The organism is Hominimerdicola aceti (genome assembly GCF_025567495.1).
In the GTDB taxonomy this organism is placed as follows: Bacteria; Bacillota; Clostridia; order Oscillospirales; family Ruminococcaceae; genus Hominimerdicola; species Hominimerdicola aceti.
This window is the reverse complement of sequence record NZ_JAOQJZ010000012.1, coordinates 59,765-82,880: the sequence shown is the minus strand read 5'-3', so window position 1 is coordinate 82,880 and position 23,116 is coordinate 59,765. Positions and strand designations below refer to the sequence as shown.

Sequence of the window (23,116 nt, the reverse complement as noted above, 5' to 3'; positions counted from 1 at the left end):
CGGCAGCAAGGCGTGTTAAAGTCTTGCTGCTTTTTGCTACAAAGGAGGGGACAGCATGGAAACTGTTTTGCAGACTTATGGGCTTACAAAGCAGTATGGAAGCTTTACAGCGCTGAGCAATCTTGATCTTGCGCTGGAGAGGGGTAAAATTATCGGTCTGCTAGGGCCGAACGGAAGCGGAAAAACAACATTTATCAAGCTTTGCTGTGGACTTATAAAACCTACGGCAGGGGATATACTCATATGCGGAATGCCTATTGGCGTGGAAACTAAAAAAGTGGTTTCCTATCTGCCTGACAGAAATTTCATACCTGACGATATGAAGGTCAATGAAATGCTTAGGTTTTTTCAGGATTTTTACAGCAATTTCAATGTAGCAAAGGCTCAGGACATGATGAACAGGCTGGGGATAAACCCTGCGGCAAAGTTCAAGACAATGTCAAAGGGTACAAAAGAAAAGGTGCAGCTTTGTCTTGTTATGAGCCGTGAGGCTGACGTTTATCTTCTTGATGAGCCAATTGCAGGCGTTGATCCTGCGGCAAGAGATTATATCCTCAACACCATAATTTCAAATTACAACGAGCGGGCGGCTGTGGTAATTTCCACCCACCTTATTGCAGATATCGAACCTGTCCTTGACGACGTAGTAATGATACAAAACGGTATGCTAAGGCTGCATAAATCTGTTGACGCTATCCATAACGAAACCGGCAAGTCTGTGGATCAGCTTTTCAGGGAGGTGTACAGATGTTAGGCAAGCTTTTGAAATATGAGCTTAAACGCTCGGCAAGAAAGTTTTTCCCTCTTGTGTTGGGATATATGATAGTTGCACTGATATTTTCTCTTATGCTCCGTTACGGTGAGAGCGTTAAAAGCCCTAATTTTTTGATGATATTCATTGTTGTGAGCATTGCCTATGGTATTGCCGTGGGGGCTTTGTTCACTGTGGGTTTTACCATATCGCTGACGAACTTTCACAAGACCCTTTTCACTGACGAGGGCTATCTTATGCTGACAATACCTGTCAAGCCATATTATCACATTTTCACAAAGTTCATCTCTTCTGTTATATGGTCGGCGGCAAGCATGATCGTTTTTGTGCTTTCGCTGTTGCTTATCGACCCAACAGAGTATCTTGACTCTGTGGGAGATTTTATAAACGCTTTGGGCAACGGCTTTGCTGAAGAACCGCTCACTTCGTTTCTGATATGCTTGTATACTCTGACGCTGTTTGCAGGCTTGCAGATATTCTTATACTTTGTTATCTCTCTTTCAAACTGTTTCAAGCACAAAGTTCTTGTAGGCTTTGCCATAATCTTCGCTTGCAATATGTTATCCTCGATGATAAGCAATCTGGCAGGCGACCTTTCTCTGTGGAATATGCTCTTTATGCCAACGTCACGCTTGCCTGATACAGAAGTGACATTCAACCTAAGACTTGTGTTTATGACAATGTATCAGTTCGCATATATTTTGGCATATTTCCTGTTGACAAACTTCATAATAACACGCAAACATAATTTGCAATAAAAAAAGGCAGACGATGAGTCTGCCTTTTTTTGTGTTGTGATCTTTAGTTAAGTATCCAAATCTGAGCTGAGTTTTCAGGCTCAAGGTCAGCAAAGGAGAGCTTTCCTCCCTTCGAGTTTGCAAGCACCTTTACATAGTCTGTGGACTCAGTGGATATTCTGAAACGTCTTTTTCCCAGCGCAGTGACCCTGAACTGAACAGGCTTGCCGTCTATTTTCAGATAGTCATAGCCCTTGCATGAAGCGTTTACATATCCGCCGTCGCCTATCTTTAAACCGAATGTGCCGTCCTCTGTAAGACAGACCGTCATCTTCTGTTCAAGCTCCTTGTCAGGCTTTTCAAGCTGCAATCCCTTTGGGGTAACAGTGAGTACAAGACCTGATATCTCGTTTTTGAATGTGTAAGCCTTGCCGTCAAGTATGTAATTCCCTGCGTCAGAGGTGCAATCGTCATAGAATTTCAGAAGAAGCGCTGTGACATTCTGCTGTGTGACCGGCAGAGTGTTCTTTGCAACGTCATCAAAAGCTCTTGGGTCAAGGTGAGAAATGGTGTCAACGAACTTGCCTGCGTATTTTACAAGCTTGTTTGAAGCCTCGCCAAAGTTATCCTTGCCGTAGTATTTCAGCAGACGCTTGTCGAAGCTGTCGGCTGTGTGTCTTGTGCAGGTGGTGGAAACGTGCTTCTCAAAAGCGTAATGCACGTTGTTTGCCTTGTCCTGATATTTCATGTTTGCAACGTGAACAGTGCAGCCCATGTCTGAAATAAAATGTGCGGCTCTGCCGAGAACACGCATGGCGTTTTTTATGTCACCGCTTTTGTAAAGAGATACTGCGGCGGTGTAGTTTTCTTCGAGGCAAGTTCTTGCGCTCACTGCAAGGTCACCAAAGCGGTTGCGGTAATAGCCGTTAGTTTCAGGAAGCTCCTTGCCCTTTGGATTAACGCAGGAGTAATAATGCTTGCCATGACCCTTGTCCATATCGTTTTCCTCGTCAGGCTGTGTGCAGCCCTTGAGTATCTCGCTGTGATAGTCTTTATAGAATGTCACCTGCTTCTGCTTTTTCTCCTTTTCCAGAAGTGCAAGTGATTTTTTCACAATGTCCTCGTGAGTAGTGCCGCTCCATGCGTACGCTTTGATAGGTCTGAGCCTATAGCATACAGCCAGCGCAACTGCGGCTGTGAGAATTTTTTTCATAACTCTATTTTCCTTTTCTGATATTTTTGTTGTTTTTCTTTTTCCTTACTGAGTAGCCGAACGTGCCAAGCTTTTTGCCAAGACCGTAATACTCTCCGTGAGCGTAGGCAAGAAGCCCCGCTTTGTCAAGACAAAGCTTACCCTTTTCATCGAGAAGTTCCTTTGCAACGTCAAGTCCCACGATATCTGCAATGAACATATCATGCGTTCCAAGGCTCACGACCTCTCTTACTTTGCACTCGATATTCACAGGAGATTCTGCCAGCAAAGGTGCCGATACCTTTGCGGACGGTTCTGCGGTAAGGTGCATTTCCTTGAACTTATCCACTTTTCTGCCGGTTTTCACACCGCACCAGTCAACGGCTTTCACAAGCTCTCTGGTCGGCAGATTTATGACGAACTCACCGCTTTGAGTGATAAGCTCGTGGGAATATCTCTCAGGTCTGACGGAGATGTAGGTAACAGGCGGCTGAGTGCAGAGAATGCCTGTCCACGCAACTGTGAACACATTGGGTTTGTCCATACTGCCGCAGGTAACGAGAGTAGGTGGCAGGGGAGAGGTTATGACGCTGCCTTTCCACTGCTCCTTGGTGTATTTTGTGTACTCCATTATTTCACGCCTTTCTCGTTGTCAAGTCCAAAATTATGTACTCGTCTGTATATTTTGTCATAGTCCTTATAAAGAAGCTGAGTCTGATTTTCAAGAAAATAGTAGTGCTTTATATAAGGCACAAGCAGTACGAGAAACGCAATGGCAAGGGGTATGAGTATCATGACCTGCCAAACTGCAATGGCAATGAACGTCATGACAGTACAAAGTGCAAAAAGCACCGTCACGATAAGATGTATCAGCCGTTCGTGCTGAAAAAAAGCGATATGTTCTTTGTGATAATCAAGGAGCTTTGCAAAGTCGCAGTCTTTATCCTCAAGACAGCTTGCAACAAAACTGCGGTAACGCTTGAAATATTCCGTCATGATATCACCTACAGTTCAATAAACTCAGCGTCTTGTATCTCAAGGTCACGGAGCTTGGTCTTGTATGAATTTTTCTTTTTAAGAGCCGCACGTTCCTGCTCTTTTTTCTTGACGTCCTTTGCAACTGTCATAAGCATTATATTATCGATAGTTTTATAGTGCTTTGAAACACGCTGAGCAAAGCTTTTGCGCTTTGCAGGCTTTTTCTTTTTGCCGTCAAAAATAATGGCAAGAACAACGGATATCGTCATTGCGATAATAGTTTTCTCTGCATTTGAGTTCACAGAGATAACTCCTTTTTTCATACTATCACCATTCCTTCTGCCTGAGTTTTCCTATCAGGACAACAACATATAAAGTTATTATACTATATTATCCCGAAGATTTCAAGTATTATCTATTAATAAAAAAGTAACGGTGTTATTATAAGAGCTATCGTTTTTGTTGTGCTTTAACGGTCATGGAGATGTTGAACTGTCAAAAAATGAATGCCATATGTATCAAAAAAACTACCGCTTGTGCATTATTTTTACCACTTGTGCAAATGTTGTTGACTTTTTGTTAATAACAATGTATGATTATTGTGAACATTAATGCTATTTAGCAGGAATGTCTGGCTAATGCACAATCAGGAGGAAAATGATGGAGAATAATGAGAACAAAGCAAAAAAACAAAGGATCATAATAGCTGCACTTATTCTGGGCATGATGTTTTGCATAGGCATTACGATTTGGGCTGTGTTTTTCAGAAAGTCAGAAACAAAATCTCTTGTACCTGATTATGCACCTCAGCAGACAGAGCAGAATGCTGAACCTTTGGATGACAACAGCAGAAGTCTTGATGTGCCTGAGGGTGGCGGAGGAATTTCTCTTGAATACGAAAATACAGTGAATATCAAGCTTTCTGATAAAACAGCTTATTTTAGTTATAAGCATCCAAGCAGTTCAACTCAGGATATCGTGCTTTGTATCGAGGTAAATGGTGAGATCATCGCACGCTCAGGTACTATAAAACCAGGTAATCAGCTTAAAACGCTTCCTTTGCTTGAGGGCGAGGCGGACAAACTTAGTGAAGGCACTTATACAGACGCAAATTTTAGAGTTTTAAGTTATGATCCGCAATCAGGTGAAAAAGCAATGGTCGATACGGTGGCAAAAATAACTGTCACTGTTGAAAAATAAATAACGGGGGAATTTATCATGAAAAACAAATTTGCGATCATCACCGCATTAGTGCTTGCAAGCACTAGCGTGGTTACAGCATATGCGGTAAATTCAGAAAAAAATGACGGCAGCGAACCAACAAATATCAAGGTTACAGGAAGCTATATTGATTCCAAGTCAACGACAATGTCTGTGGACGTTGAGTGGGAGGAAATGAATTTTACCTACTTTGGCGGACATAAGGTATGGGATCCTGAAACACATAGCTATACCACAGAGTCTGCATGCTGGTGGGATGAGCCTAAGGCGATAACTGTAACAAACCATTCAAATTCGGCTATTAAAGCACAGTTGAATTTTGCATCAAAGGTCGAAGGACTTAACGGTATGTTTGATGAAGATGTTATTTTATTGGAAACAGCCGAAGGCACTACTGTTGACGCCGCACCTAAAGATTCAACACATTTCAGTGTAAGTGGAGCAGGGATAGAAACAAACAATACAGATCTTGGCACTATCACAGTAACGATCTCTGAAGACATTCAGTAAGTAACTGACGCAATGGTTGTTTCTACTCATGTTGATACAACTCTTTATTATGTAACAGGATCAAATGGAGCATGGAGGGTAGTAAGAAACAATGATATTGGGATTGTACCGATAGCGTAATAAAAAAAGTATTCATATCAGGGGGCTTATGATGGATAAGCAAAAAAATGACGGGAAGCTGATCGTATCAGTGCTTATGGTCTGTTTTGCAGTTACCATTGGCGTGATGATATTTGCATTGTGCCGTCCAAATGATAAAAAAAGTGCGGAATTTACTCCACCGCCTTTTGAAAGCACAGCACAGCATGGCAAGCCTGAGGTTTCGGAAAATTTAGGCTATAGCTCTCCGAACAGAGATGATATGAGCTATGATTTTGCGGTGTGCGGAAACGTCACTATGGAAGGCGATAAGGCAATAGTATATCTTACAAATATCGAGGGCAACAAAGCTTGGATAAAGCTCAGAGTGTTTGACGAACAGGGAAATATGCTCGGAGAAACGGGTCTTATCAAGCCAAACGAGTATGTGAAATATGTTACGCTCTCAAAGACGCCGGAGGTCGGTACAAAGATAAAGCTTAAGATAATGGGTTACGAGCCACACACTTATTATAGTGCAGGTGCGGCTTCCTTGAATACACAGATAGGGGGTCAAATAGACCAATGAAAAAAATGACTTCATTTCTTGCTCTTGTGCTTGCATTAAGCATACCTTCTGGTGCTTATGCGGCCGAGGCAAAGCTTGATGATGATAATACAACTGCAAATGGAAATGTTTATGCGGTCTATACAGAAGATGTTCCATGGAACAGTGTGCCTGTTGACGACGATGGAAATGCTGTTATTGATTTTCCAGATGGCACAAGCGTGAAGATCGAGAATGCCGATAAAGATAAAAATCTTGTGGTGGATCAGGTCACAGAGAAGGAAGCTCTTGACTGGTTAAACAGCGTCATGGGAAAAAAGTCTGAAAACACCGTAGCATTTCATATTTATTACATTGACGGAGATTCTATTCTGCCGGCAAATGGAATAAAGGTCACGATAAACATAGACAAAGATCAGGTAAATTCCGTTAAAGCTGATGGTACAGTAAGCAGTCTTAAATGTGAAGAGTCTGATGCAGAAATATCCTTTGTCACAGACGATGCACCTTTCTATGTCCTTGGTACAAAAGCACCTGAAAGTTCATCAGATATATCACCAGACGGCACTGGTAAAAAAGATGATAGCTTACAAAACAGTTCACAGACAGCAGTTCAAAATGTAAACAAAGACGGTGATAAGTCACCTAACACAGGCTTAGGAGCAGGTGCAGCATTGACAATGTTGCTGCTTGGTGCCGTTGCCGTAAGCGTGTCAAAAAGAACAAAGGATAAATGATCTGATATTCATAAGGCTCGCCGTTTGCATTGGCGTTATTAAGCAAAAAAGACTCGCACGAAATTGTGCGAGTTCTTTTTTTATGTAGCAGATATATAAAATACAGTTATATTTCAATATAATCCCAAAGCTCGGAAACAAGTTTTTCTGTAAAGCCCTTGCACAAAAGAAGCTCGTTAGGGCTTTCGTAATAGGATATAAGCTCACGAAGTTCTATGACAGCATTCGCCTTGTCCATATCAATTAGCAGCTTGTCTGATATCTCCTGAGCGTCAGCCTTGTTTATGTTCACTTTCTGCCTGACTTTCTCAGTAGTTTCAGCCGTTGTAACAGTTTGCTCCTCTGTGGCCGGAGGCTCTGTTACAGTATCAGCAGGGATTTCTGTCTGAACAGGCTGAGTTTCTGCGACTTTCGTTTCCTGCGGCATATCATGGTAGTCTGCACTGTCAACATAAAAATAGCCTTTGAGAAGTTCAAGTGTAGAGTCTCCGATGCCGTTTACTTCAAGAAGCATATCCATGTTGCTGATAACACCAACTCTGTCACGATATGCTATTATCCTGTCGGCTGTTACCTCGCCTATGCCGCTCACCGCCATAAGCATTTCCTTATCAGCCTTGTTTATGTCAGCAGGAAATCTGTATTCCTCTTTTGTTTCAGCAATACTGCTTGTGACGGCTTTTGATGTCACTGTTTTCTTTGTGGTGTGTGCCTTTGCAGTCTTGCTAATGACCTTTTCACTGCCTGAATTGTCCACCTTGTCAGCCTGAGAGCTGTCAGCAGGCGGTGTGAGTATCACCACATCATCACGCTGTGGTCTGTTAACAAGTGCAGAAGCGATCGCTGTAGTAATGGCGATCGCAACTGCGATCAAGCCTACGAAAAGTTTTATTCTGCTTGTTTCTACTTTTGAAGCATCATTTTCTGTCACATTCGATTTTTCGTCTTTGTTGCTGTCTAACTTGCTGTCCATAATTGATTATTTTTCTGCAAGCATTTCGTTGAGATTTTCCACCATTTCTGACATCTTCGCTCTTGTGATGTCTGGAACATTTGTAAATGTAACAAGGGTTCTCAGTGGCATATCTCTTATCATTGCTTCCATCATTTCCTTTGCAGAAGCGCCAAGATCGTCGGAAGCCGTGTCGCCAAAACCGCAGTCTATTTTGCTTAAAATGTCCTCGAACATAGCTCTTCCCTCTGGGATAGAATTTATCTCGCCACAGGTGGTGTTCAAGGTGAAATGCACTGGGAGTTTTGTATCGGAAGATACATAAACAGAAGTCGAAAGTCTGATATCTCTTGAAGAAGAGCCTGCCTCGATAATAAACTCACCATATTCAACGAACCAATCGTGTATATCAGGCTCGTAGTATGCAAATGAACGCTTATCAAGGTGGAACACAGCCTTTTTGGTCTCGCCAGCTTTAAGGAAAAGCTTTTCAAAGCCCTTAAGCTCACGGACAGGTCTGCGCACTGAGCTTTCCTTGTCGGAAACGTAAAGCTGAACGATCTCCATACCATCTCTGTCGCCTGTGTTTGTTACGTCCACCATGACCGTCAGGGTCTTGTCGTCTTTTATCTCGTTTTCTGAAACAGTAAGATTGCTGTATTCAAAGGTTGTGTATGAAAGTCCGTGACCAAATGGGAACAGTGGCTTTATGCCCTTTTCATCATAATATCTGTAGCCCACGAAAATTCCCTCGGTATAGTCAACATCGTCCATATTTCCCGGGAAATTAAGATAAGACGGATTATGTGAAAGCTTTTCAGGGAAAGTTTCCGCAAGCTTTCCGCTAGGGTTAGCTTCGCCAAAAAGCAGGGCCTTTTCTGCAGTGCCGATGTTCTGTCCGCCAAGATACATTTCAAGTATGCCCTTCACCTTATCTGCAAACGGCATTTCAACAGCCGAGCCGTTGTGGAGAACGATAACAACGTTTTCATTTACCTTAGCAACTTCATCAATAAGCTTGAGCTGACAATCAGGCATTCTCATATGCTTTCTGTCAAAGCCCTCAGACTCAAAGCTTTCGGGCAGACCTGCGAAGATAACGGCAACATCACTGTTCTTGGCAAGCTCCACAGCTTCATCGAGAAGCTCGTCAACAGTTTCGTCACGGTCGGTGACGAAGCCCTGTGCGTATGTGATATTATCCATGCCCTTGACAGCTTCAAGAGCAGATGTTACCTTAAATGAATTTATGTGAGAGCTTCCACCACCCTGATAACGTGGCTTGTCGGCAAATTCGCCAATGAAAGCTATCTTTGCAGACTTGTCAAGCGGCAGTATCTTATCATCATTTTTGAGCAGTACCGCACATTCGGATTCTATCTTGCCTGCAAGTTCATGCTGTTTTTCTTTATCCCACTTTGTTGCAGTGGCATAGCCGTCCTCAGCTTTCTGAATAAGCGTAAGCACGTTTCTAACAGCCTTGTCAAGGTCTTTCATTGAAAGTGAGCCGTTGTTTACGGCTTCTATGATAAGCTCGTCATTCTTGCCGTTGCTGGTAGGCATCTCAAGGTCAAGACCTGCGGCAACGCCAAGAGGTCTGTCATCAACTGCGCCCCAATCGCTAACTACAAGTCCATCATAGCCCCATTCGTTTCTGAGTATATCAGTGAGCAGAAGCTTGTTCTGCGAGGAATATTCGCCGTTTATGCGGTTGTATGAACACATCACTGTCCAAGGCTTTGCTTCCTTGACTGGTGTTTCAAAGGCACTTAAATATATCTCATGGAACGTTCTCTCATCAACGTTGGCAGAATAGCTCATACGTCTTGTTTCCTGATTGTTCATGGCAAAGTGTTTAAGGGAAGTTCCCACGCCCTTGCTCTGAACGCCCTTTATGTGTGCTGTGGCAAGCTGTGAAGCAAGATAAGGGTCTTCTGAGAAGTATTCAAAGTTTCTGCCGCAAAGTGGTGAACGCTTTATGTTACAGCCAGGGCCAAGTATAACGGAAACGTCCTCAGCCTGACACTCCTCGCCAAGAGCCTTGCCGAGAGTTGTAAGCAGCTTTCTGTCAAAAGAGCAGGCAAGTGCGCAGGCACATGGGAAGCATACTGCCTTGATAGCTTCGTTAGGATTGTCTGTATCATCACGCATTTTTCTAAGTCCGTGAGGGCCGTCAGACACCATTATGCTTGGTATATCCAGCCTTTTTATTTCCTCAGTGTGCCAGAAGTCAGAGCCTGAGCACAATGAAGCTTTTTCTTCAAGTGTGAGTTCCTTCAAAATCTTGTCTATGTTCATTGTGAAAACCTCTTTTCTATAAAACTATAGTTTGATTGTAACACAATTTTCTATGAAATTCTATATATTTTGTGCATATTTTACATAAAGTTAATATTATCTTCGATTAGTTTGGTAAGAGCCACCCTGAAATCCTCGTCCTGCTGTTTGGTGCGCTTTGGCGGACCTTTGAGCCTGCCACCGCTTCTGCGTATCTTCTTTGCAGTATGTCTTGATAGAAGCAGTGCGTCAATGTTGGAGCTGTCATATATCCTGCCGTTCTGGTCCAGAGCAAGGACGTTTCTTGCAAGACACATTGCCGCAAGCCCATAATCCTGCGTCACGGCAATATCGCCCTTTAGAGCGATGTTCACAAGCTTCATGTCTGCACTGTCCGCACCCTTGTCGACAGTTATCACCTGTGCATAGTCAGAACTGAAAATATGCGAGCTGTCGCAAACTATGATACATTCAAGCCCATGACTTTTGCTTATAGAAACTGCGATATTCGTAACAGGGCAGCCGTCAGCGTCTATAAGTATCCTCACGCCTTGCCGCCTTCTATATAAAATGTAGATTCCATATCTGCAATGTGGGTCGCCAGTGCAAGAGGATACATTTCAAGAGCAAGACCGATACTGTTCTTGTTTTCTTCTCCTGAAAAGCCCATGTGCCAGCGTATAGCCATGGCTTCCTCACGGGTCAGTCGCATATAGCTGCTTACTATGTAGACCGACTTTTCACCGTGACCATATGGCAGTGTTTCGTGAAATTCATAGTATGGGACTTTCTCCCACACGCCTTGTTCGTTCTTGGCGTTGCGGTAGCTTACTCTGTAAAGATTTACCTTGCAGATGTCGTGAAGCAGTGAAACGATAGCAATGCTCTCGTCGGAGTATTCCATGTTGTAATCTTCCTTTACACGCTCACGCTCCAGATAGCTTTTCAGGCACTCATAAACGTGTATGCTGTGTTCGCACAAGCCACCCTCGTATGCTCCGTGGTATCTTGTAGAAGCAGGTGCAACAAAGAAGTCGCTGTTTTCTGAAAGCAGATAATTGAGCAGCTTTTCCGAGCCCGGTCGCTTTATGTTTTCCGTGTAGATCTCAACGAATTTGTCTTTAAGTTCTGTTACCTTTGACATAGTTGACCTCCTGTAAAAATATTATATTATGATAAGCTTTAGTGTTTTAGTTTTTCCAAACTAATTATAACATATTTTTTGTAAGATTAACAGTACTTTTCGCTAATTTTTGCATTTGCTATTGCTTTTTCATGCAAAATATGCTATGATATATTATATTTATGTGGATATGGTTTGGAAAAATATAAGAAATTTAATGATTTTTAACAAATGAGAATGAAAGGAGTTGCTTATACATGTGCGGAATAGTAGGCTATGTGGGAAAAAAGGATTGTACAAAGGTGCTGCTTGACTCACTGTCAAAGCTTGAATACAGAGGTTATGACTCAGCAGGAATAGCTGTTTTTGAGAACGATGCTATCAAGACAAAAAAGACAAAGGGCAGACTTGCTGACCTTGAAGAAAAGCTTAAAAGAGAGGGTTGGCTCAACGGTACTTGCGGTATAGGTCACACACGCTGGGCTACACACGGCGAGCCGTCTGATATAAATTCACACCCTCACGGAAATGCGAATATTTCTATCGTTCATAATGGTATCATTGAAAACTACAGAACTATCAAGGATTTTCTGCTGAAAAAGGGATATGTCTTTGAATCTCAGACAGATACAGAAACAGTTGCAAAGCTTCTTGATTATTATTATGAGGGCGACCCTATGGCGACAATACAGAAGGTTCTTGCTGAGATAGAGGGTTCATATGCTCTGGGTATCATATTCAAGGATTTTCCAAGAAGAATATATGCAGTAAGAAAGGATTCTCCTCTTATCGTTGCAGTTGGCGAGGACGAAGCTTTTATAGCTTCTGATGTGCCTGCAATACTGAAATATACGAAGAATTACTATCTTCTTGACGAGAACGAGATAGCTGTCCTTGACGATGGCAAGGTGGAGTTCTTTGACGTTCACGGAATGCCAGTTGAGAAAGAGATGCTTGTTGCTGACTTTGATATGGAAGCCGCTGAGAAGGGCGGATATGCTCACTTTATGCTCAAAGAGATTCACGAACAGCCAACAGCTATAAAAACAACTATCACACCAAGAATAGTTGACGGTATGCCAAACCTTGAAGAGTGTGGTCTTACATATGACAGACTCAAGGGCTATAACAACATCTTCGTTGTTGCCTGCGGTACTGCTATGCATGCAGGTCTTGTGGGCAAGTATGTTCTTGAAAAGATTGGCAGGATACCTGTTACAGTGGATATGGCTTCTGAGTTCAGATACAGAGATCCTATCATTGCAAAGGGAGATCTTGTTATTCTTGTTTCACAGTCAGGAGAAACAGCCGACACTCTCGCAGCCCTTAGAATGGCTAAGGAGAGGGGTGCTGAAACACTTTCTATCGTAAACGTAAAAGGCTCGTCTATCGCAAGAGAGTCTGATATGGTGCTTTACACCCATGCAGGCCCTGAGATATCTGTAGCTTCCACAAAGGCATATATCGTTCAGCTTTCTGTATTCTATCTGCTGAGTTTTGCTATAGCATACGCTCACGGAGCTATCTCAAAAGAGGAGTGCATGAGACTTACAGCAGAGCTTCAGAACGTTCCTAATATGCTTGAAGTTGTCCTTAAAACACCTGATAATTGTCAGTATGTTGCTTCACAGCTTGTAAACAAGGAAAATCTTCTTTATATCGGCAGAGGTCTTGACTATGCGCTTTCTATGGAAGGCTCACTGAAGCTTAAAGAGATATCATATATCCACTCTGAGTCATATGCCGCAGGCGAGCTTAAGCATGGCACTATCTCACTGGTAACAAACAATATGCCTGTTATCGCAGTTGCAACACAAAGAGAGCTTCTTGACAAGACCATAAGCAACGTCAAGGAGGTCAAGGCAAGAGGAGCATACGTTGTCCTTGTTACTCACGGATATATCAACGTTGACGATGAGGTGGCAGATTATAAGATCGGTCTGCCGACAATAGACGATCTGCTCATGCCTATGCTGACAGTGGTTCCTTTGCAGCTTATCGCTTACTATACCTCAGTTCTCAGAGGCAATGACGTTGACAAGCCGAGAAATCTTGCAAAATCAGTTACAGTTGAATAAAATACAGGGCAATCCGCAAAGGGTTGCCCTTGCTGTTTGAAAAGGAGTTTATTATGAGCAAATACAGATATTTTGTTTTCGATTTTGACCTTACTCTTGCAGACTCTTCCGAGGGAATTCTGGAGTGCTTTAAGCACGTTTTGAAAGAGTTTGGTTATCCGCCAAAGGACGACAGGACTATCTACAACACCATAGGCATGACCCTTGTGGACGCTTTCGACCTGCTGACAGATATGCCTGACAATCCTCAGCGTGAGGATATGCGCAAAGCGTATGTAAAAAAGGCAGACGAGGTAATGGTGAAGAAAACATATTTTTATGACGATACTATCGCAATTTTGCAGACTTTGCAGAACGCAGGGGTAAAAGTCGGCATAGTTTCCACGAAATATCGCTATAGGATAGTCAATACTTTCAATGAGCAGGCAGGCTCTTTGCCTGTAGATATCATAGTTGGAGGCGAGGACGTCACAAGGGCAAAGCCTGACCCGCAGGGACTTGACCTGATAATAGAGCGTTTCGGTGCGGATAAATCGGACGTGCTTTATATAGGCGACAGCTACATCGACGCTGAAACCGCACTCAATTCAGGGGTGGATTTTGCAGGAGTAACAACTGGCTCTACCACTAAAGAGAATTTTGAAAAATATCCTCATATCTATATCGGCTCGTCACTGTTGGACATATTTCAGAATATATAAATTTTAAGTAAATATAATTTTAAATAAATGTGAAAAACTATTGCTATTTACGGAGCTTGATGTTATAATATAATTTGATGTACTATGTTAAGTACCAAGCGGATAACATAAATATTAATATATGAAAGGACGGGTATGCTATGATAAAAAGCATGACCGGTTTCGGCAGAGAGCATATCGTGGCAAACGGCAGAGAGATAATCGTTGAGATACGCTCTGTAAACCACAGATATTATGAATTTACTTCGAGAACTCCGAGAGCCTACGGCTATCTTGATGAAAAGCTGAAAGGCTTTCTTAAAAGCGGTATCTCCCGTGGCAAGGTAGAGGCGTCTGTTTCTATCTATAATCAGGAGGGTACTGACGCTGAGATAGAGCTTAACAAGGCTGTTGCAAAGGGCTATCTTGACGCACTGAGAGGTGCGGCTGACGAGCTTGACCTTGATGACGATATCACACTGTCACATATCATGAAGCTTCCTGACGTGTTCACAGTTGTGAAGAAAACAGATGATGAGGAAGTTATCTGGAACGAGGTCAAGGACGTGGCTCAGGTGGCTTTGGACAGATTCGTTCAGATGCGTGAAACTGAGGGCGCCAAGATGTATGACGATATCAGCGGCAGACTTGATTATATCGAGGAAACTGTGGGCAAGATAGAAGATCAGTCACCTAGCGTTACTGAAAGCTACAGAGAAAGACTTTATGCAAAGATAAAGGAAACTCTCGGCGATAAGGACATAGACGAGCAGAGGATACTTACAGAAGTGGCTATTTTCGCCGATAAGGTGGCAATAGACGAGGAAACAGTAAGGCTCAGAAGCCATATCTCACAGTTCAGAGGGCTTATCAAGTCGGACGAGCCTGTGGGAAGAAAGCTTGACTTCCTTGTGCAGGAGCTTAACCGTGAGGTGAATACTATCGGCTCAAAGGCTAACGATCTCACTATCACAAAAATGGTGGTGGATCTTAAGGCTGAGATCGAAAAGATCAGAGAGCAGATACAGAATATCGAATAACGGCGGTGTGAGATATGCAGCTTATTAATATCGGTTTTGGAAATATGGTGTCCTCCGCAAGGGTCATTGCCATAGTTTCCCCTGAGTCTGCGCCTATAAAGCGTATCATTCAGGAAGCTAAGGATAAGGGTACTCTTATAGACGCCACCTACGGCAGAAGAACAAGAGCGGTGCTTATTATGGACAGCGACCATGTGGTGCTGTCGGCAGTTGCACCTGAAACTGTAGGCGGACGTGCCGCTGTTGACGAGGAGGACGATGACAATGTATAAGAACAATGCAAAGCTGTTTGTTATATCAGCTCCCTCAGGCTGTGGCAAGGGAACTATACTTGCAGAGGTCTTTAAAAACAGAGATGTGTTCTATTCTATATCCTGCACTACAAGAAAGCCCAGAGAGGGCGAAAAGGATGGCGTTCATTATCATTTCATAAGCGATGACAGCTTTAAGAAAATGATAGACAGCGGTGAATTTCTTGAACACGCAGGCTATGTTGGTCATTATTACGGAACACCAAAGAAGCCTGTTCTCGCTAATCTTGAGCAGGGCAGAGATGTTATACTTGAAATTGAAACTAACGGTGCTTTTCAGGTGAAGAAAGCCTTTCCTGAAGCTGTGCTGATGTTTATACTTCCACCGTCTGTTAAGGAGATAGACAGACGGCTTAGAAAGCGTGGAACTGAGTCTGACGATGTTATTGCTGACCGTGTAAGTCAGGCTGCCGGTGAGATCGGCAAAGCCGGCGGTTATGATTATGTGATAATGAACGACGGACTAGAGGACGCTGTGGAAGATTTTGTTGCAGTTATGAACTCCGTGAAAGCCGAGGACGGCAAGGCGGATAAATTCAGATCAGAAAATGATGATACAAAGAAATTAATTGATGAGGTGCTTAATTATGATGCTTAGACCGGCCGTAAGCCAGATTTTGAAGAACAATGAAAGCTATTATTCTCTAGTTATTGCAGTTGCAAAGAGAGCAAGAGAGATCACAAGCGACGCTTTTGACAACAAGCTGGTGCTTGATGAAAAGCCAGTAAAGACAGCAGTTGACGAGCTTTATAATGGCGAATACAAGATAATCGAGGATCCAAGCCTCAGAAAATAATCGAGGCTTTTTATGGGGAGGTGTACGGCTGTGCGTGGAGTTTTTATCGTGGCAAAGGTTGCAATAAGCCGTGCATCATACAGCTTTGACGCACTGTATAGCTATAGTGTGCCGGAGGAGCTGGCTCAGAAAGTGAAAAGCGGAGTGCGTGTGCTTGTGCCTTTTGGCAGAGGAAACCGCAAAGCCGTAGGGTTTGTTGCGAGAACGTATACGGAAGCCGAGTATAACGATAAGCTGAAGCCTGTTATTTCAGTGGTGGACGGGGAAAGCCTTGTAACCGAGGAAATGATGAGGATAATAATGTGGCTGAAAGAAAACACTTTCTGCACCTATTATGACGCTTACAAATCCGTTGTGCCTACAGGCTTTTCCTACACTTTTTCACAGCATTACAGCCTTGTCAATACCTACATTGACGAGGATACTTTAAATGAAGATGAGAAAAATGTGGTGGACTTTCTCCGATGTGCAAAAAGTCAGAGGGAGATAGACAGCTTTCTTGACGTGCATAATGACGCACGAAAGAAGAAAACTGTGGATTCTCTTGTGGATAAGGGCTATGTTGAGATCAGCGACGCTTTGAAAAGAAAAGTCGGTGATGAGAATGTCAGCATGGTAAGGCTTTCTGACGAGTATGTGTCAGGGGAGATACAGACCACTCTTACCCCGAAGCAGACCCTTGTGGTGAAGCTGCTTGAAGAGGGCGGCTGTGCCTCTGTGAAAGAGGTCTGCTATATGACCAACTGCACTTCAAGCATATTAAAAAGGCTAGCTGACAAGAAAGTTATCGTGCAGTATAAATACGAGGTCATGCGTGACGCCATAGGCGAGCTTGGCGAAAGGCAGGACCCTGACGATATCATATTAAATGATGAACAATCAGCGGCATATGAGGGCATAATGAGGCTTATAAAAGCCGAAAAGCCCGCAGGTGCGTTGCTTTACGGTGTTACGGGAAGCGGCAAGACGTCTGTGTTCATAAAGCTTATAAAAAGTGTAATGGATATGGGTAAAACAGCGGTCATGCTCGTTCCTGAAATATCCCTTACACCACAAATGCTCGGCAAATTCAAGTCACTTTTCGGGGATAAGATAGCCGTGATGCACTCGTCATTGTCGTTGGGACAGCGTACTGACGAGTTCAAACGTGTAATGCGTGGGGAAGCAAGAATAGTTATCGGCACAAGAAGTGCAATATTTGCTCCTGTCACTAACGTTGGAATAATCATCATGGACGAAGAGGGCGAGCCGTCATATAAGTCGGACTCAACGCCTAGATACCATGCACGAGATGTTGCCATACAGCGGTGCGGATATAATAACTGCGTGCTGTTGATGGCTTCTGCAACGCCGTCGCTGGAGAGCTTTTATTACGCTCAAAAGGGCAGATATCACTTGTTTGAGCTTAAAAACAGATATTCAAAGTCGCCCCTGCCGGCAGTCGAGATAGTCGATATGCAGGAGGAAGCGGCAGAGGGCAATGACAGCTTGCTCAGCCGTGTTATGTGTGATAAGCTCACAGAAGTGCTTGCGAAAAAAGAGCAGGCTATCCTGCTTCTGAACAGACGTGGCTATACAACATATATCACTTGCATGGACTGCCGACAGCCTGTGGCTTGCCCTAATTGCAATATACCCCTGACCTATCACAAGAAAAATGATCGGTATATGTGCCACTACTGCGGATATACCATGGATAATATAGAGCGCTGTCCACAGTGCGGCTCACAGCGGCTCAAATCAAGCGGTGTGGGAACTCAGCGTGTGGAGGACGAGCTTGAAAGGCTTTTTCCGCAGGCAAGGCTTCTGCGAATGGACGCTGACACCACTTCTTCGAGATATTCCTATGAGGAGAATTTCAAAGCGTTTGAGAAAGGCGAGTATGATATAATGCTCGGCACTCAAATGATAGCAAAGGGACTTAATTTTCCGAACGTCACAATGGTGGGTGTCATATCCCTTGACAAGGCACTGTTCACAGGGGATTTTCGCAGCTATGAGAGAACATTTTCACTGCTCACTCAGGTGGCAGGAAGAAGCGGCAGAGGAGATAAACCAGGGGTCGCATACATTCAGACCTTTGTGCCTGACCATTATGTGCTGAACCTTGCGGCAGAACAAAATTATGATGAGTTTTATAAAGAGGAGATAGCACTGAGAAAGTCGCTGACATATCCGCCTTTTTGCGATATATGCGTCATAGGCTTTTCAGCACCCCTTGAAAGCAAGGTAATAGGCGCTTCACGCTGGGTGACTCAGCTTATAAAAGAGTATATCTCGCAGCATAGGGTGAATTTTCCCCTTAGAGCGTTAGGCCCTGCACCATGTACATTTGAAATGATAAATAATCGCTACAGATACAGACTTATCCTGAAAACACGCAATACTGCGGATTTTCGCGAGATGATAAAGCACGTTCTGGGCGAGTTCTATAAAAATAAAGATTATCAGACAGTTCGTATCTATGCCGACATAAACGGCGATATCGGGCTTTAAGAAAGGATAGTTAAGTAAATGGCACTCAGAAAAATACTTAATAAGAGCGACGAGATTCTTCATAAGGTCTGCAAGCCTGTTACAGAATTTGACGACAAGCTTGGTCAGCTTCTTGACGATATGACAGAAACCTTGAAAAACGCCAACGGCGTTGGTCTTGCAGGTCCACAGGTGGCAAAGCTGAGAAGAGTGGTCGTTATAATAATCGACGATAAGGTTTACGAGCTTATCAACCCTGAGATAACATGGCAGAGCGAGGAAAAGCAGAGAGTTCTGGAGGGCTGTCTTTCATGCCCGAACGAGTGGGGCTATGTTACAAGACCTATGAGAGTTAAGTTCAAGGCGCAGGACAGACACGGCAAGTGGTACGAAATGGAAGTATCAGAGCTGTTTGCACAGTGCGTTTGCCATGAGCTTGCACACCTTGAGGGTCATCTGTTTACTGAGATAGTTGAAGAATTTGTAGAGGTCGAGGACTAATGAAAATAATCTTCATGGGTACGCCTGATTTTGCCGTACCAACGCTGAAAAAGCTTTATGACAGCGGATATGAGGTGCAGGCTGTTTTCACTCAGCCTGATAAGCCAAAGGGCAGAGGCTATAAGCTTACTCCGCCCCCTGTAAAGGTGCTTGCGCAGGAGCATGACACTCCTGTTTATCAGCCGCAAAGCCTTAAAAAAGACGGCGAGGAGTATGTTAAAATTATCAATGACCTTGCCCCTGATTGTATCGTGGTGGCGGCTTATGGCAAAATGCTCCCTAAGTCGGTGCTTGATATACCAAGACTTGGCTGTGTGAACGTCCATGGCTCGCTGCTTCCTAAATATCGTGGAGCAGGTCCGATACAGTGGGCTGTGCTTAATGACGAAGCTGAAACTGGAATTACAACGATGCTTATGGGCGAGGGCATGGATACAGGAGATATCCTTGTGGAAAAGGCTACTCCTATCGGCGAGAACGAAACAGCCGCAGAGCTTTTTGACAGACTTGCCGAAATGGGTGCAGAGGTGCTTGTTGATACCCTTGAAAAGCTCAATAAGGGCGAGATAACCCCTGTTAAGCAGGACGAGAGCCTTGCGACTTATGCACCAATGCTCTCAAAGGAGCTTTGCCCTATAGATTTCACAAAGCCAGTGAGAAAGATACACAAGCAGATATGCGGTCTGTCTGATTGGCCATGCGCTACTACAGTGCTTGAGGGCAGAAGGCTGAAAGTATATAAGTCTGAGATAGCTTCCACAAAGCCTTGCGGAAAGCCTGCAGGCACTGTGGTGGATAACAGCGACTTTTCCGTTGCCTGCTCAGACGGAGTCATAAGATTTACTCAGGTGCAGGCTGAGGGCTCAAAGAGAATGGATACCGCTGATTTTCTCAGAGGCAGACATATCGAGAACGGCACTGTGCTGGGATAATTCGGAGGAACTATGGGAAACGCCAGAAAAACGGTTTTAAGGCTGCTTACAAGGCTTGAAAACAGCGGCTCATATTCAAATATACTTCTTGACGAGGGTCTTGAAAGGTCAGACCTTTCGCCTCAGGACAAGAAATTCGCCGCAGCTCTTTTCTACGGCGTTTTGGAAAGACAGATAACTCTTGATAACATTATTCGGGAATATTCACGAAACCCTAAGAATAAGCTTGGTACTGAGGTCAGAGTTATACTGAGAATAGGTCTTTATCAGCTTTTATATATGGACTCTGTTCCTGACAATGCGGCTGTGGACGAGTCTGTGAAGCTTGCAAAGAAAAACAGAAATCCTGCGGCAAGCGGCTTTGTGAACGCAATGCTAAGGGAGTTTATAAGAAACGACAAAAAGCTTCCAAAGGGCAGAAATGCCACGGAGGAGCTTTCTATAGAATACTCCGCACCTGTATGGCTGACGGAGAAGTGGACAAGGGAATATGGCAAGGACATCTGCCTTGAAATGCTGAAAACCTCTGTGGGACAGGCACCTGTCACCGCAAGAGTGAACACGGTCTTTCATTCTCTTGAAAGCACACTGGATATGCTCGCTGAAGAGGGCATTACCTTTGAAAGGCTGTCCGTCCTGCCTGATTGCATAAGGATATGCGGTGCAGGGGCAGTGGAGCATACTAAGGCTTACAAAGAGGGCAGGATACACGTTCAGGATCTTTCGAGCCAGCTTTGCTGTGCGGCTCTTGATCCTAAGGAGAACGATACAATTCTTGATCTTTGTGCCGCACCTGGTGGAAAGACCTTTACAATTGCCGAGCGTATGAACAACAAGGGCAGAGTACTTGCTTTTGATCTGCATAAAAATCGTGCAGGGCTTATTGAAAGCGGTGCCAAAAGGCTTGGACTTGACTGCATAAGCGCAGGTGTCAACAACGCAAAGGTCTTTGATGAGAAAATGCCAAAGGCTGACAAAGTGCTTTGCGACGCACCTTGTTCTGGACTTGGCGTTATAAGAAGAAAACCTGAGATAAAGTATAAAGAACCCTCAGATTTCGACAGACTTCCTGAAATACAGTATGATATACTGAAAACGTCAGCGGAGTATGTAAAAGTCGGCGGAACGCTGGTGTATTCCACCTGCACGCTGTCAAAGGCGGAAAATGATGAGGTGGCAGACAGATTTTTGGCTGAACACCCTGATTTTGAGCCTGCACCGCTAGGCGAGGCTTTCGGTAGCGACAGCGGTCTTTGCAGAATATCTATCACACATGCAAAATATAATTCAGACGGATTTTTTATTGCTAAGTTTATCAGGCTGAGGTGATCTTTTGGTAGCATTTGATGATAATGGAAAAATAGATATATTGGGGCTTCTGCCTGACGAGCTGGAAGCTGAGATACTAAAGCTTGGAGAAAAGAAGTTCCGTGCAGGGCAGATATTTGACTGGCTTCATGTAAAGCGAGTGTCAAGTTTTGATGAAATGACTAATCTATCTGTACAATTAAGGAATCTGCTTAATGAAAAATTTTGTTTAAAATCACTATTTGTGTCAAAAAAGCTTGAATCTCATACCGATAATACTGTAAAATATCTATATGAGCTTGAGGACGGAAATCATGTGGAATCCGTAATAATGGAATACAACTACGGAAACACCATTTGCGTGTCAACTCAGGTGGGTTGCAAAATGGGCTGTCGCTTTTGTGCGTCAACTATTGCAGGCTTCAAGCGTGATCTGACTTCCTCGGAGATTCTGGGACAGATATACGCTTCTGAGCGTGACAGCGGAAGAAAGATATCAGGCGTGGTGCTTATGGGAATAGGCGAGCCTATGGATAACTTTGATAATGTGGTGAATTTCCTTGAAGTGCTGTCCTGTCCAAAGGGCTTTAATATGTCGTTAAGGCACGTTTCAGTGTCTACCTGCGGCATTGTGCCGAGGATATATGAGCTTGCAGAGAAAAAGCTTGGCATAACATTGTCTATCTCTTTGCACGCTTCCAATAATAAGAGCAGGAGCGAGATAATGCCCGTTAATGACAGGTATGATATCAACGAGCTTCTTGCCGCCTGCCGATACTATTTTAAGGTAACAGGCAGGAGAATTTCTTTTGAATATGCTTTGATAGACGGGCATAACGATTCTATGGAGGACGCAAGGGAGCTTGCTGAGCTTCTGGGCGGATTTGTCTGTCATGTGAATATAATCCCTGTTAATAAGATAAAGGAGCGTAATTATCATTCTGACAGAAAGTCAGCCAACAGATTCAGAGGATATCTGGAGAAGCTTGGGATAAACGCTACTGTGAGGCGGACCTTGGGTGCGGATATAGACGCTGCCTGCGGTCAGCTAAGACGAGAATATGAGATCTGATAAAAGGTGGTGAATCGCTTGTTTATAGCGTCTGATACAGACATCGGAAAAAAACGCAGTGAAAATCAGGACAGAGTGCATGCTGAATTTCTTGCTGACAATGTTGCCGTTGCGGTGGTCTGTGACGGTATGGGCGGAGCGTCATCAGGCGGAGTTGCCAGTCAGCTTGCCATTGACGCAGTAGTAAAACGTATCAAGGAAAATTTCCGAAAAGATATGAAACCAAATTCCATAAGAAATCTTATGCTCACTTCAGTGCATTATGCGAATACAATCGTGTATGGCAAGAGCAAGGAGGATATTGACAAAAACGGTATGGGTACTACCTGCGTTGCGGCATTGGTGGTGGATAAGACCGTCTATATGGTGAGCGTGGGCGACAGCCGTGGATATCTTCTTACCAAGGACGGTATAGCTCAGATAACCACTGACCATACTTATGTGGAAATGCTTTATAGGTCGGGTCAGATAACCAAAGAAGAAGCGAAAAATCATCATATGAGAAACGTTATCACAAAGGCTGTGGGCGTTGAATCAGATGTTGAGGTCGATTATTTCGAGCTTGAAGAAAATGATAATTTTGCGGTGCTGCTTTGCTCTGACGGTCTGACCAATTATTGCACAGACAATATGATATATGAAACTGTGTTTGGCAATAATCTTGACGAGGCTATAAAACAGCTTATTGCTTTCGCAAACGAATGCGGCGGTAAAGATAATATTACTGCTGCGGTAATAGCAAATTAATGGAATGACAATAAAACATGAATAATATAG

26 protein-coding genes are annotated in these 23,116 nt (G+C 43.7%); 18 read left to right on the top strand and 8 right to left on the bottom strand.

The window, feature by feature from the left end:
• Positions 1–55: 55 nt before the first annotated feature.
• Both OCV57_RS11275 and OCV57_RS11270 read left to right on the top strand, forming a co-directional pair.
• On the top strand, positions 56–754 hold the full coding sequence (locus OCV57_RS11275; protein WP_117858943.1) for an ABC transporter ATP-binding protein: 699 nt from the start codon (positions 56–58) through the stop codon (positions 752–754).
• On the top strand, positions 748–1,530 hold the full coding sequence (locus OCV57_RS11270) for a hypothetical protein (protein ID WP_267301647.1): 783 nt from the start codon (positions 748–750) through the stop codon (positions 1,528–1,530). Before OCV57_RS11275 ends, OCV57_RS11270 begins: the two co-directional genes overlap by 7 nt.
• 43 nt (positions 1,531–1,573) lie before the next feature.
• Here OCV57_RS11270 and OCV57_RS11265 read toward each other — a convergent pair whose 3' ends face one another.
• Genes OCV57_RS11265 through OCV57_RS11250 form a run of 4 tightly spaced genes read right to left on the bottom strand, consistent with a single transcriptional unit; the run spans position 1,574 to position 4,002 of the window.
• Complete coding sequence (locus OCV57_RS11265) at positions 1,574–2,722, bottom strand: zinc dependent phospholipase C family protein (protein ID WP_267301645.1); 1,149 nt, start codon at positions 2,720–2,722, stop codon at positions 1,574–1,576.
• Between the two features lie 4 nt (positions 2,723–2,726).
• On the bottom strand, positions 2,727–3,332 hold the full coding sequence (locus tag OCV57_RS11260) for a flavin reductase family protein (protein WP_195388387.1): 606 nt from the start codon (positions 3,330–3,332) through the stop codon (positions 2,727–2,729).
• Complete coding sequence (locus OCV57_RS11255; protein ID WP_022287829.1) at positions 3,332–3,697, bottom strand: hypothetical protein; 366 nt, start codon at positions 3,695–3,697, stop codon at positions 3,332–3,334. Before OCV57_RS11255 ends, OCV57_RS11260 begins: the two co-directional genes overlap by 1 nt.
• An 8-nt stretch (positions 3,698–3,705) precedes the next feature.
• Positions 3,706–4,002 (bottom strand): hypothetical protein, encoded by a 297-nt coding sequence (locus tag OCV57_RS11250; protein ID WP_022287830.1) that lies wholly within the window; start codon positions 4,000–4,002, stop codon positions 3,706–3,708.
• A gap of 337 nt (positions 4,003–4,339) precedes the next feature.
• Between OCV57_RS11250 and OCV57_RS11245 the strand changes: the two genes are divergently transcribed.
• The 4 genes from OCV57_RS11245 (at position 4,340) to OCV57_RS11230 (ending at position 6,793) form a co-directional block, all read left to right on the top strand.
• Positions 4,340–4,879 carry a hypothetical protein gene (locus OCV57_RS11245; RefSeq protein ID WP_046442042.1) on the top strand — a complete coding sequence of 180 codons (540 nt, stop codon included), beginning with the start codon at positions 4,340–4,342 and terminating at the stop codon, positions 4,877–4,879.
• Between the two features lie 18 nt (positions 4,880–4,897).
• Positions 4,898–5,410, top strand: coding sequence for a hypothetical protein (locus OCV57_RS11240; RefSeq protein ID WP_117893861.1), 513 nt, complete (start codon positions 4,898–4,900; stop codon positions 5,408–5,410).
• 151 nt (positions 5,411–5,561) lie between these two features.
• Entirely contained in the window at positions 5,562–6,077 is a 516-nt protein-coding gene (locus OCV57_RS11235; protein WP_267301639.1) for a hypothetical protein, read from the top strand.
• Positions 6,074–6,793, top strand: coding sequence for an NPXTG-anchored protein (locus OCV57_RS11230; RefSeq protein ID WP_267301637.1), 720 nt, complete (start codon positions 6,074–6,076; stop codon positions 6,791–6,793). The genes OCV57_RS11235 and OCV57_RS11230 overlap by 4 nt, the downstream gene beginning before the upstream one ends.
• 106 nt (positions 6,794–6,899) lie before the next feature.
• On the opposite strand, the gene OCV57_RS11225 is transcribed toward OCV57_RS11230, so the two are convergent.
• The 4 genes from OCV57_RS11225 to OCV57_RS11210 all read right to left on the bottom strand — a co-directional run bounded on the left by OCV57_RS11225 (position 6,900) and on the right by OCV57_RS11210 (position 11,166).
• On the bottom strand, positions 6,900–7,766 hold the full coding sequence (locus OCV57_RS11225; protein WP_022287835.1) for a ComEA family DNA-binding protein: 867 nt from the start codon (positions 7,764–7,766) through the stop codon (positions 6,900–6,902).
• 6 nt (positions 7,767–7,772) lie between these two features.
• Positions 7,773–10,043: a glycoside hydrolase family 3 C-terminal domain-containing protein gene (locus OCV57_RS11220; RefSeq protein ID WP_267301634.1), complete on the bottom strand. Its 2,271-nt coding sequence runs from the start codon at positions 10,041–10,043 to the stop codon at positions 7,773–7,775.
• Positions 10,044–10,123: 80 nt separating this feature from the next.
• Positions 10,124–10,570 carry a YaiI/YqxD family protein gene (locus tag OCV57_RS11215; RefSeq protein ID WP_117865411.1) on the bottom strand — a complete coding sequence of 149 codons (447 nt, stop codon included), beginning with the start codon at positions 10,568–10,570 and terminating at the stop codon, positions 10,124–10,126.
• Positions 10,567–11,166: a hypothetical protein gene (locus OCV57_RS11210; protein WP_022287838.1), complete on the bottom strand. Its 600-nt coding sequence runs from the start codon at positions 11,164–11,166 to the stop codon at positions 10,567–10,569. The genes OCV57_RS11215 and OCV57_RS11210 overlap by 4 nt, the downstream gene beginning before the upstream one ends.
• A 236-nt stretch (positions 11,167–11,402) precedes the next feature.
• On the opposite strand from OCV57_RS11210, the gene glmS reads away from it, so the two are divergent.
• The 12 genes from glmS (at position 11,403) to OCV57_RS11150 (ending at position 23,086) form a co-directional block, all read left to right on the top strand.
• Positions 11,403–13,223 (top strand): glutamine--fructose-6-phosphate transaminase (isomerizing), encoded by a 1,821-nt coding sequence (glmS, locus tag OCV57_RS11205; protein WP_022287839.1) that lies wholly within the window; start codon positions 11,403–11,405, stop codon positions 13,221–13,223.
• A 53-nt stretch (positions 13,224–13,276) separates the two neighbouring features.
• Positions 13,277–13,924, top strand: a complete 648-nt coding sequence (locus OCV57_RS11200; RefSeq protein ID WP_267301632.1) for an HAD family hydrolase — start codon at positions 13,277–13,279, stop codon at positions 13,922–13,924.
• A 140-nt stretch (positions 13,925–14,064) separates the two neighbouring features.
• Positions 14,065–14,943, top strand: a complete 879-nt coding sequence (locus OCV57_RS11195; protein WP_267301631.1) for a YicC/YloC family endoribonuclease — start codon at positions 14,065–14,067, stop codon at positions 14,941–14,943.
• A 14-nt stretch (positions 14,944–14,957) separates the two neighbouring features.
• Positions 14,958–15,215 (top strand): extracellular matrix/biofilm regulator RemA, encoded by a 258-nt coding sequence (gene remA / locus OCV57_RS11190; protein WP_022287842.1) that lies wholly within the window; start codon positions 14,958–14,960, stop codon positions 15,213–15,215.
• Entirely contained in the window at positions 15,208–15,852 is a 645-nt protein-coding gene (gene gmk, locus OCV57_RS11185) for a guanylate kinase (RefSeq protein WP_022287843.1), read from the top strand. Before remA ends, gmk begins: the two co-directional genes overlap by 8 nt.
• Positions 15,842–16,051: a DNA-directed RNA polymerase subunit omega gene (gene rpoZ / locus OCV57_RS11180; protein ID WP_022287844.1), complete on the top strand. Its 210-nt coding sequence runs from the start codon at positions 15,842–15,844 to the stop codon at positions 16,049–16,051. Before gmk ends, rpoZ begins: the two co-directional genes overlap by 11 nt.
• A gap of 30 nt (positions 16,052–16,081) precedes the next feature.
• Positions 16,082–18,547, top strand: coding sequence for a primosomal protein N' (gene priA, locus OCV57_RS11175; protein ID WP_267301628.1), 2,466 nt, complete (start codon positions 16,082–16,084; stop codon positions 18,545–18,547).
• Between the two features lie 18 nt (positions 18,548–18,565).
• Positions 18,566–19,027, top strand: coding sequence for a peptide deformylase (gene def, locus OCV57_RS11170; RefSeq protein ID WP_022287846.1), 462 nt, complete (start codon positions 18,566–18,568; stop codon positions 19,025–19,027).
• Positions 19,027–19,959 (top strand): methionyl-tRNA formyltransferase, encoded by a 933-nt coding sequence (gene fmt, locus OCV57_RS11165; RefSeq protein ID WP_267301627.1) that lies wholly within the window; start codon positions 19,027–19,029, stop codon positions 19,957–19,959. The genes def and fmt overlap by 1 nt, the downstream gene beginning before the upstream one ends.
• 12 nt (positions 19,960–19,971) lie before the next feature.
• Positions 19,972–21,288, top strand: coding sequence for a 16S rRNA (cytosine(967)-C(5))-methyltransferase RsmB (gene rsmB / locus OCV57_RS11160; protein ID WP_267301626.1), 1,317 nt, complete (start codon positions 19,972–19,974; stop codon positions 21,286–21,288).
• A 4-nt stretch (positions 21,289–21,292) separates the two neighbouring features.
• The gene (gene rlmN, locus OCV57_RS11155) at positions 21,293–22,339 is read left to right on the top strand and encodes a dual-specificity RNA methyltransferase RlmN (RefSeq protein WP_022287849.1); all 1,047 of its coding nucleotides are present in this window, start codon (positions 21,293–21,295) and stop codon (positions 22,337–22,339) included.
• 18 nt (positions 22,340–22,357) lie between these two features.
• Positions 22,358–23,086 carry a Stp1/IreP family PP2C-type Ser/Thr phosphatase gene (locus OCV57_RS11150; RefSeq protein ID WP_022287850.1) on the top strand — a complete coding sequence of 243 codons (729 nt, stop codon included), beginning with the start codon at positions 22,358–22,360 and terminating at the stop codon, positions 23,084–23,086.
• Positions 23,087–23,116 lie beyond the last annotated feature (30 nt).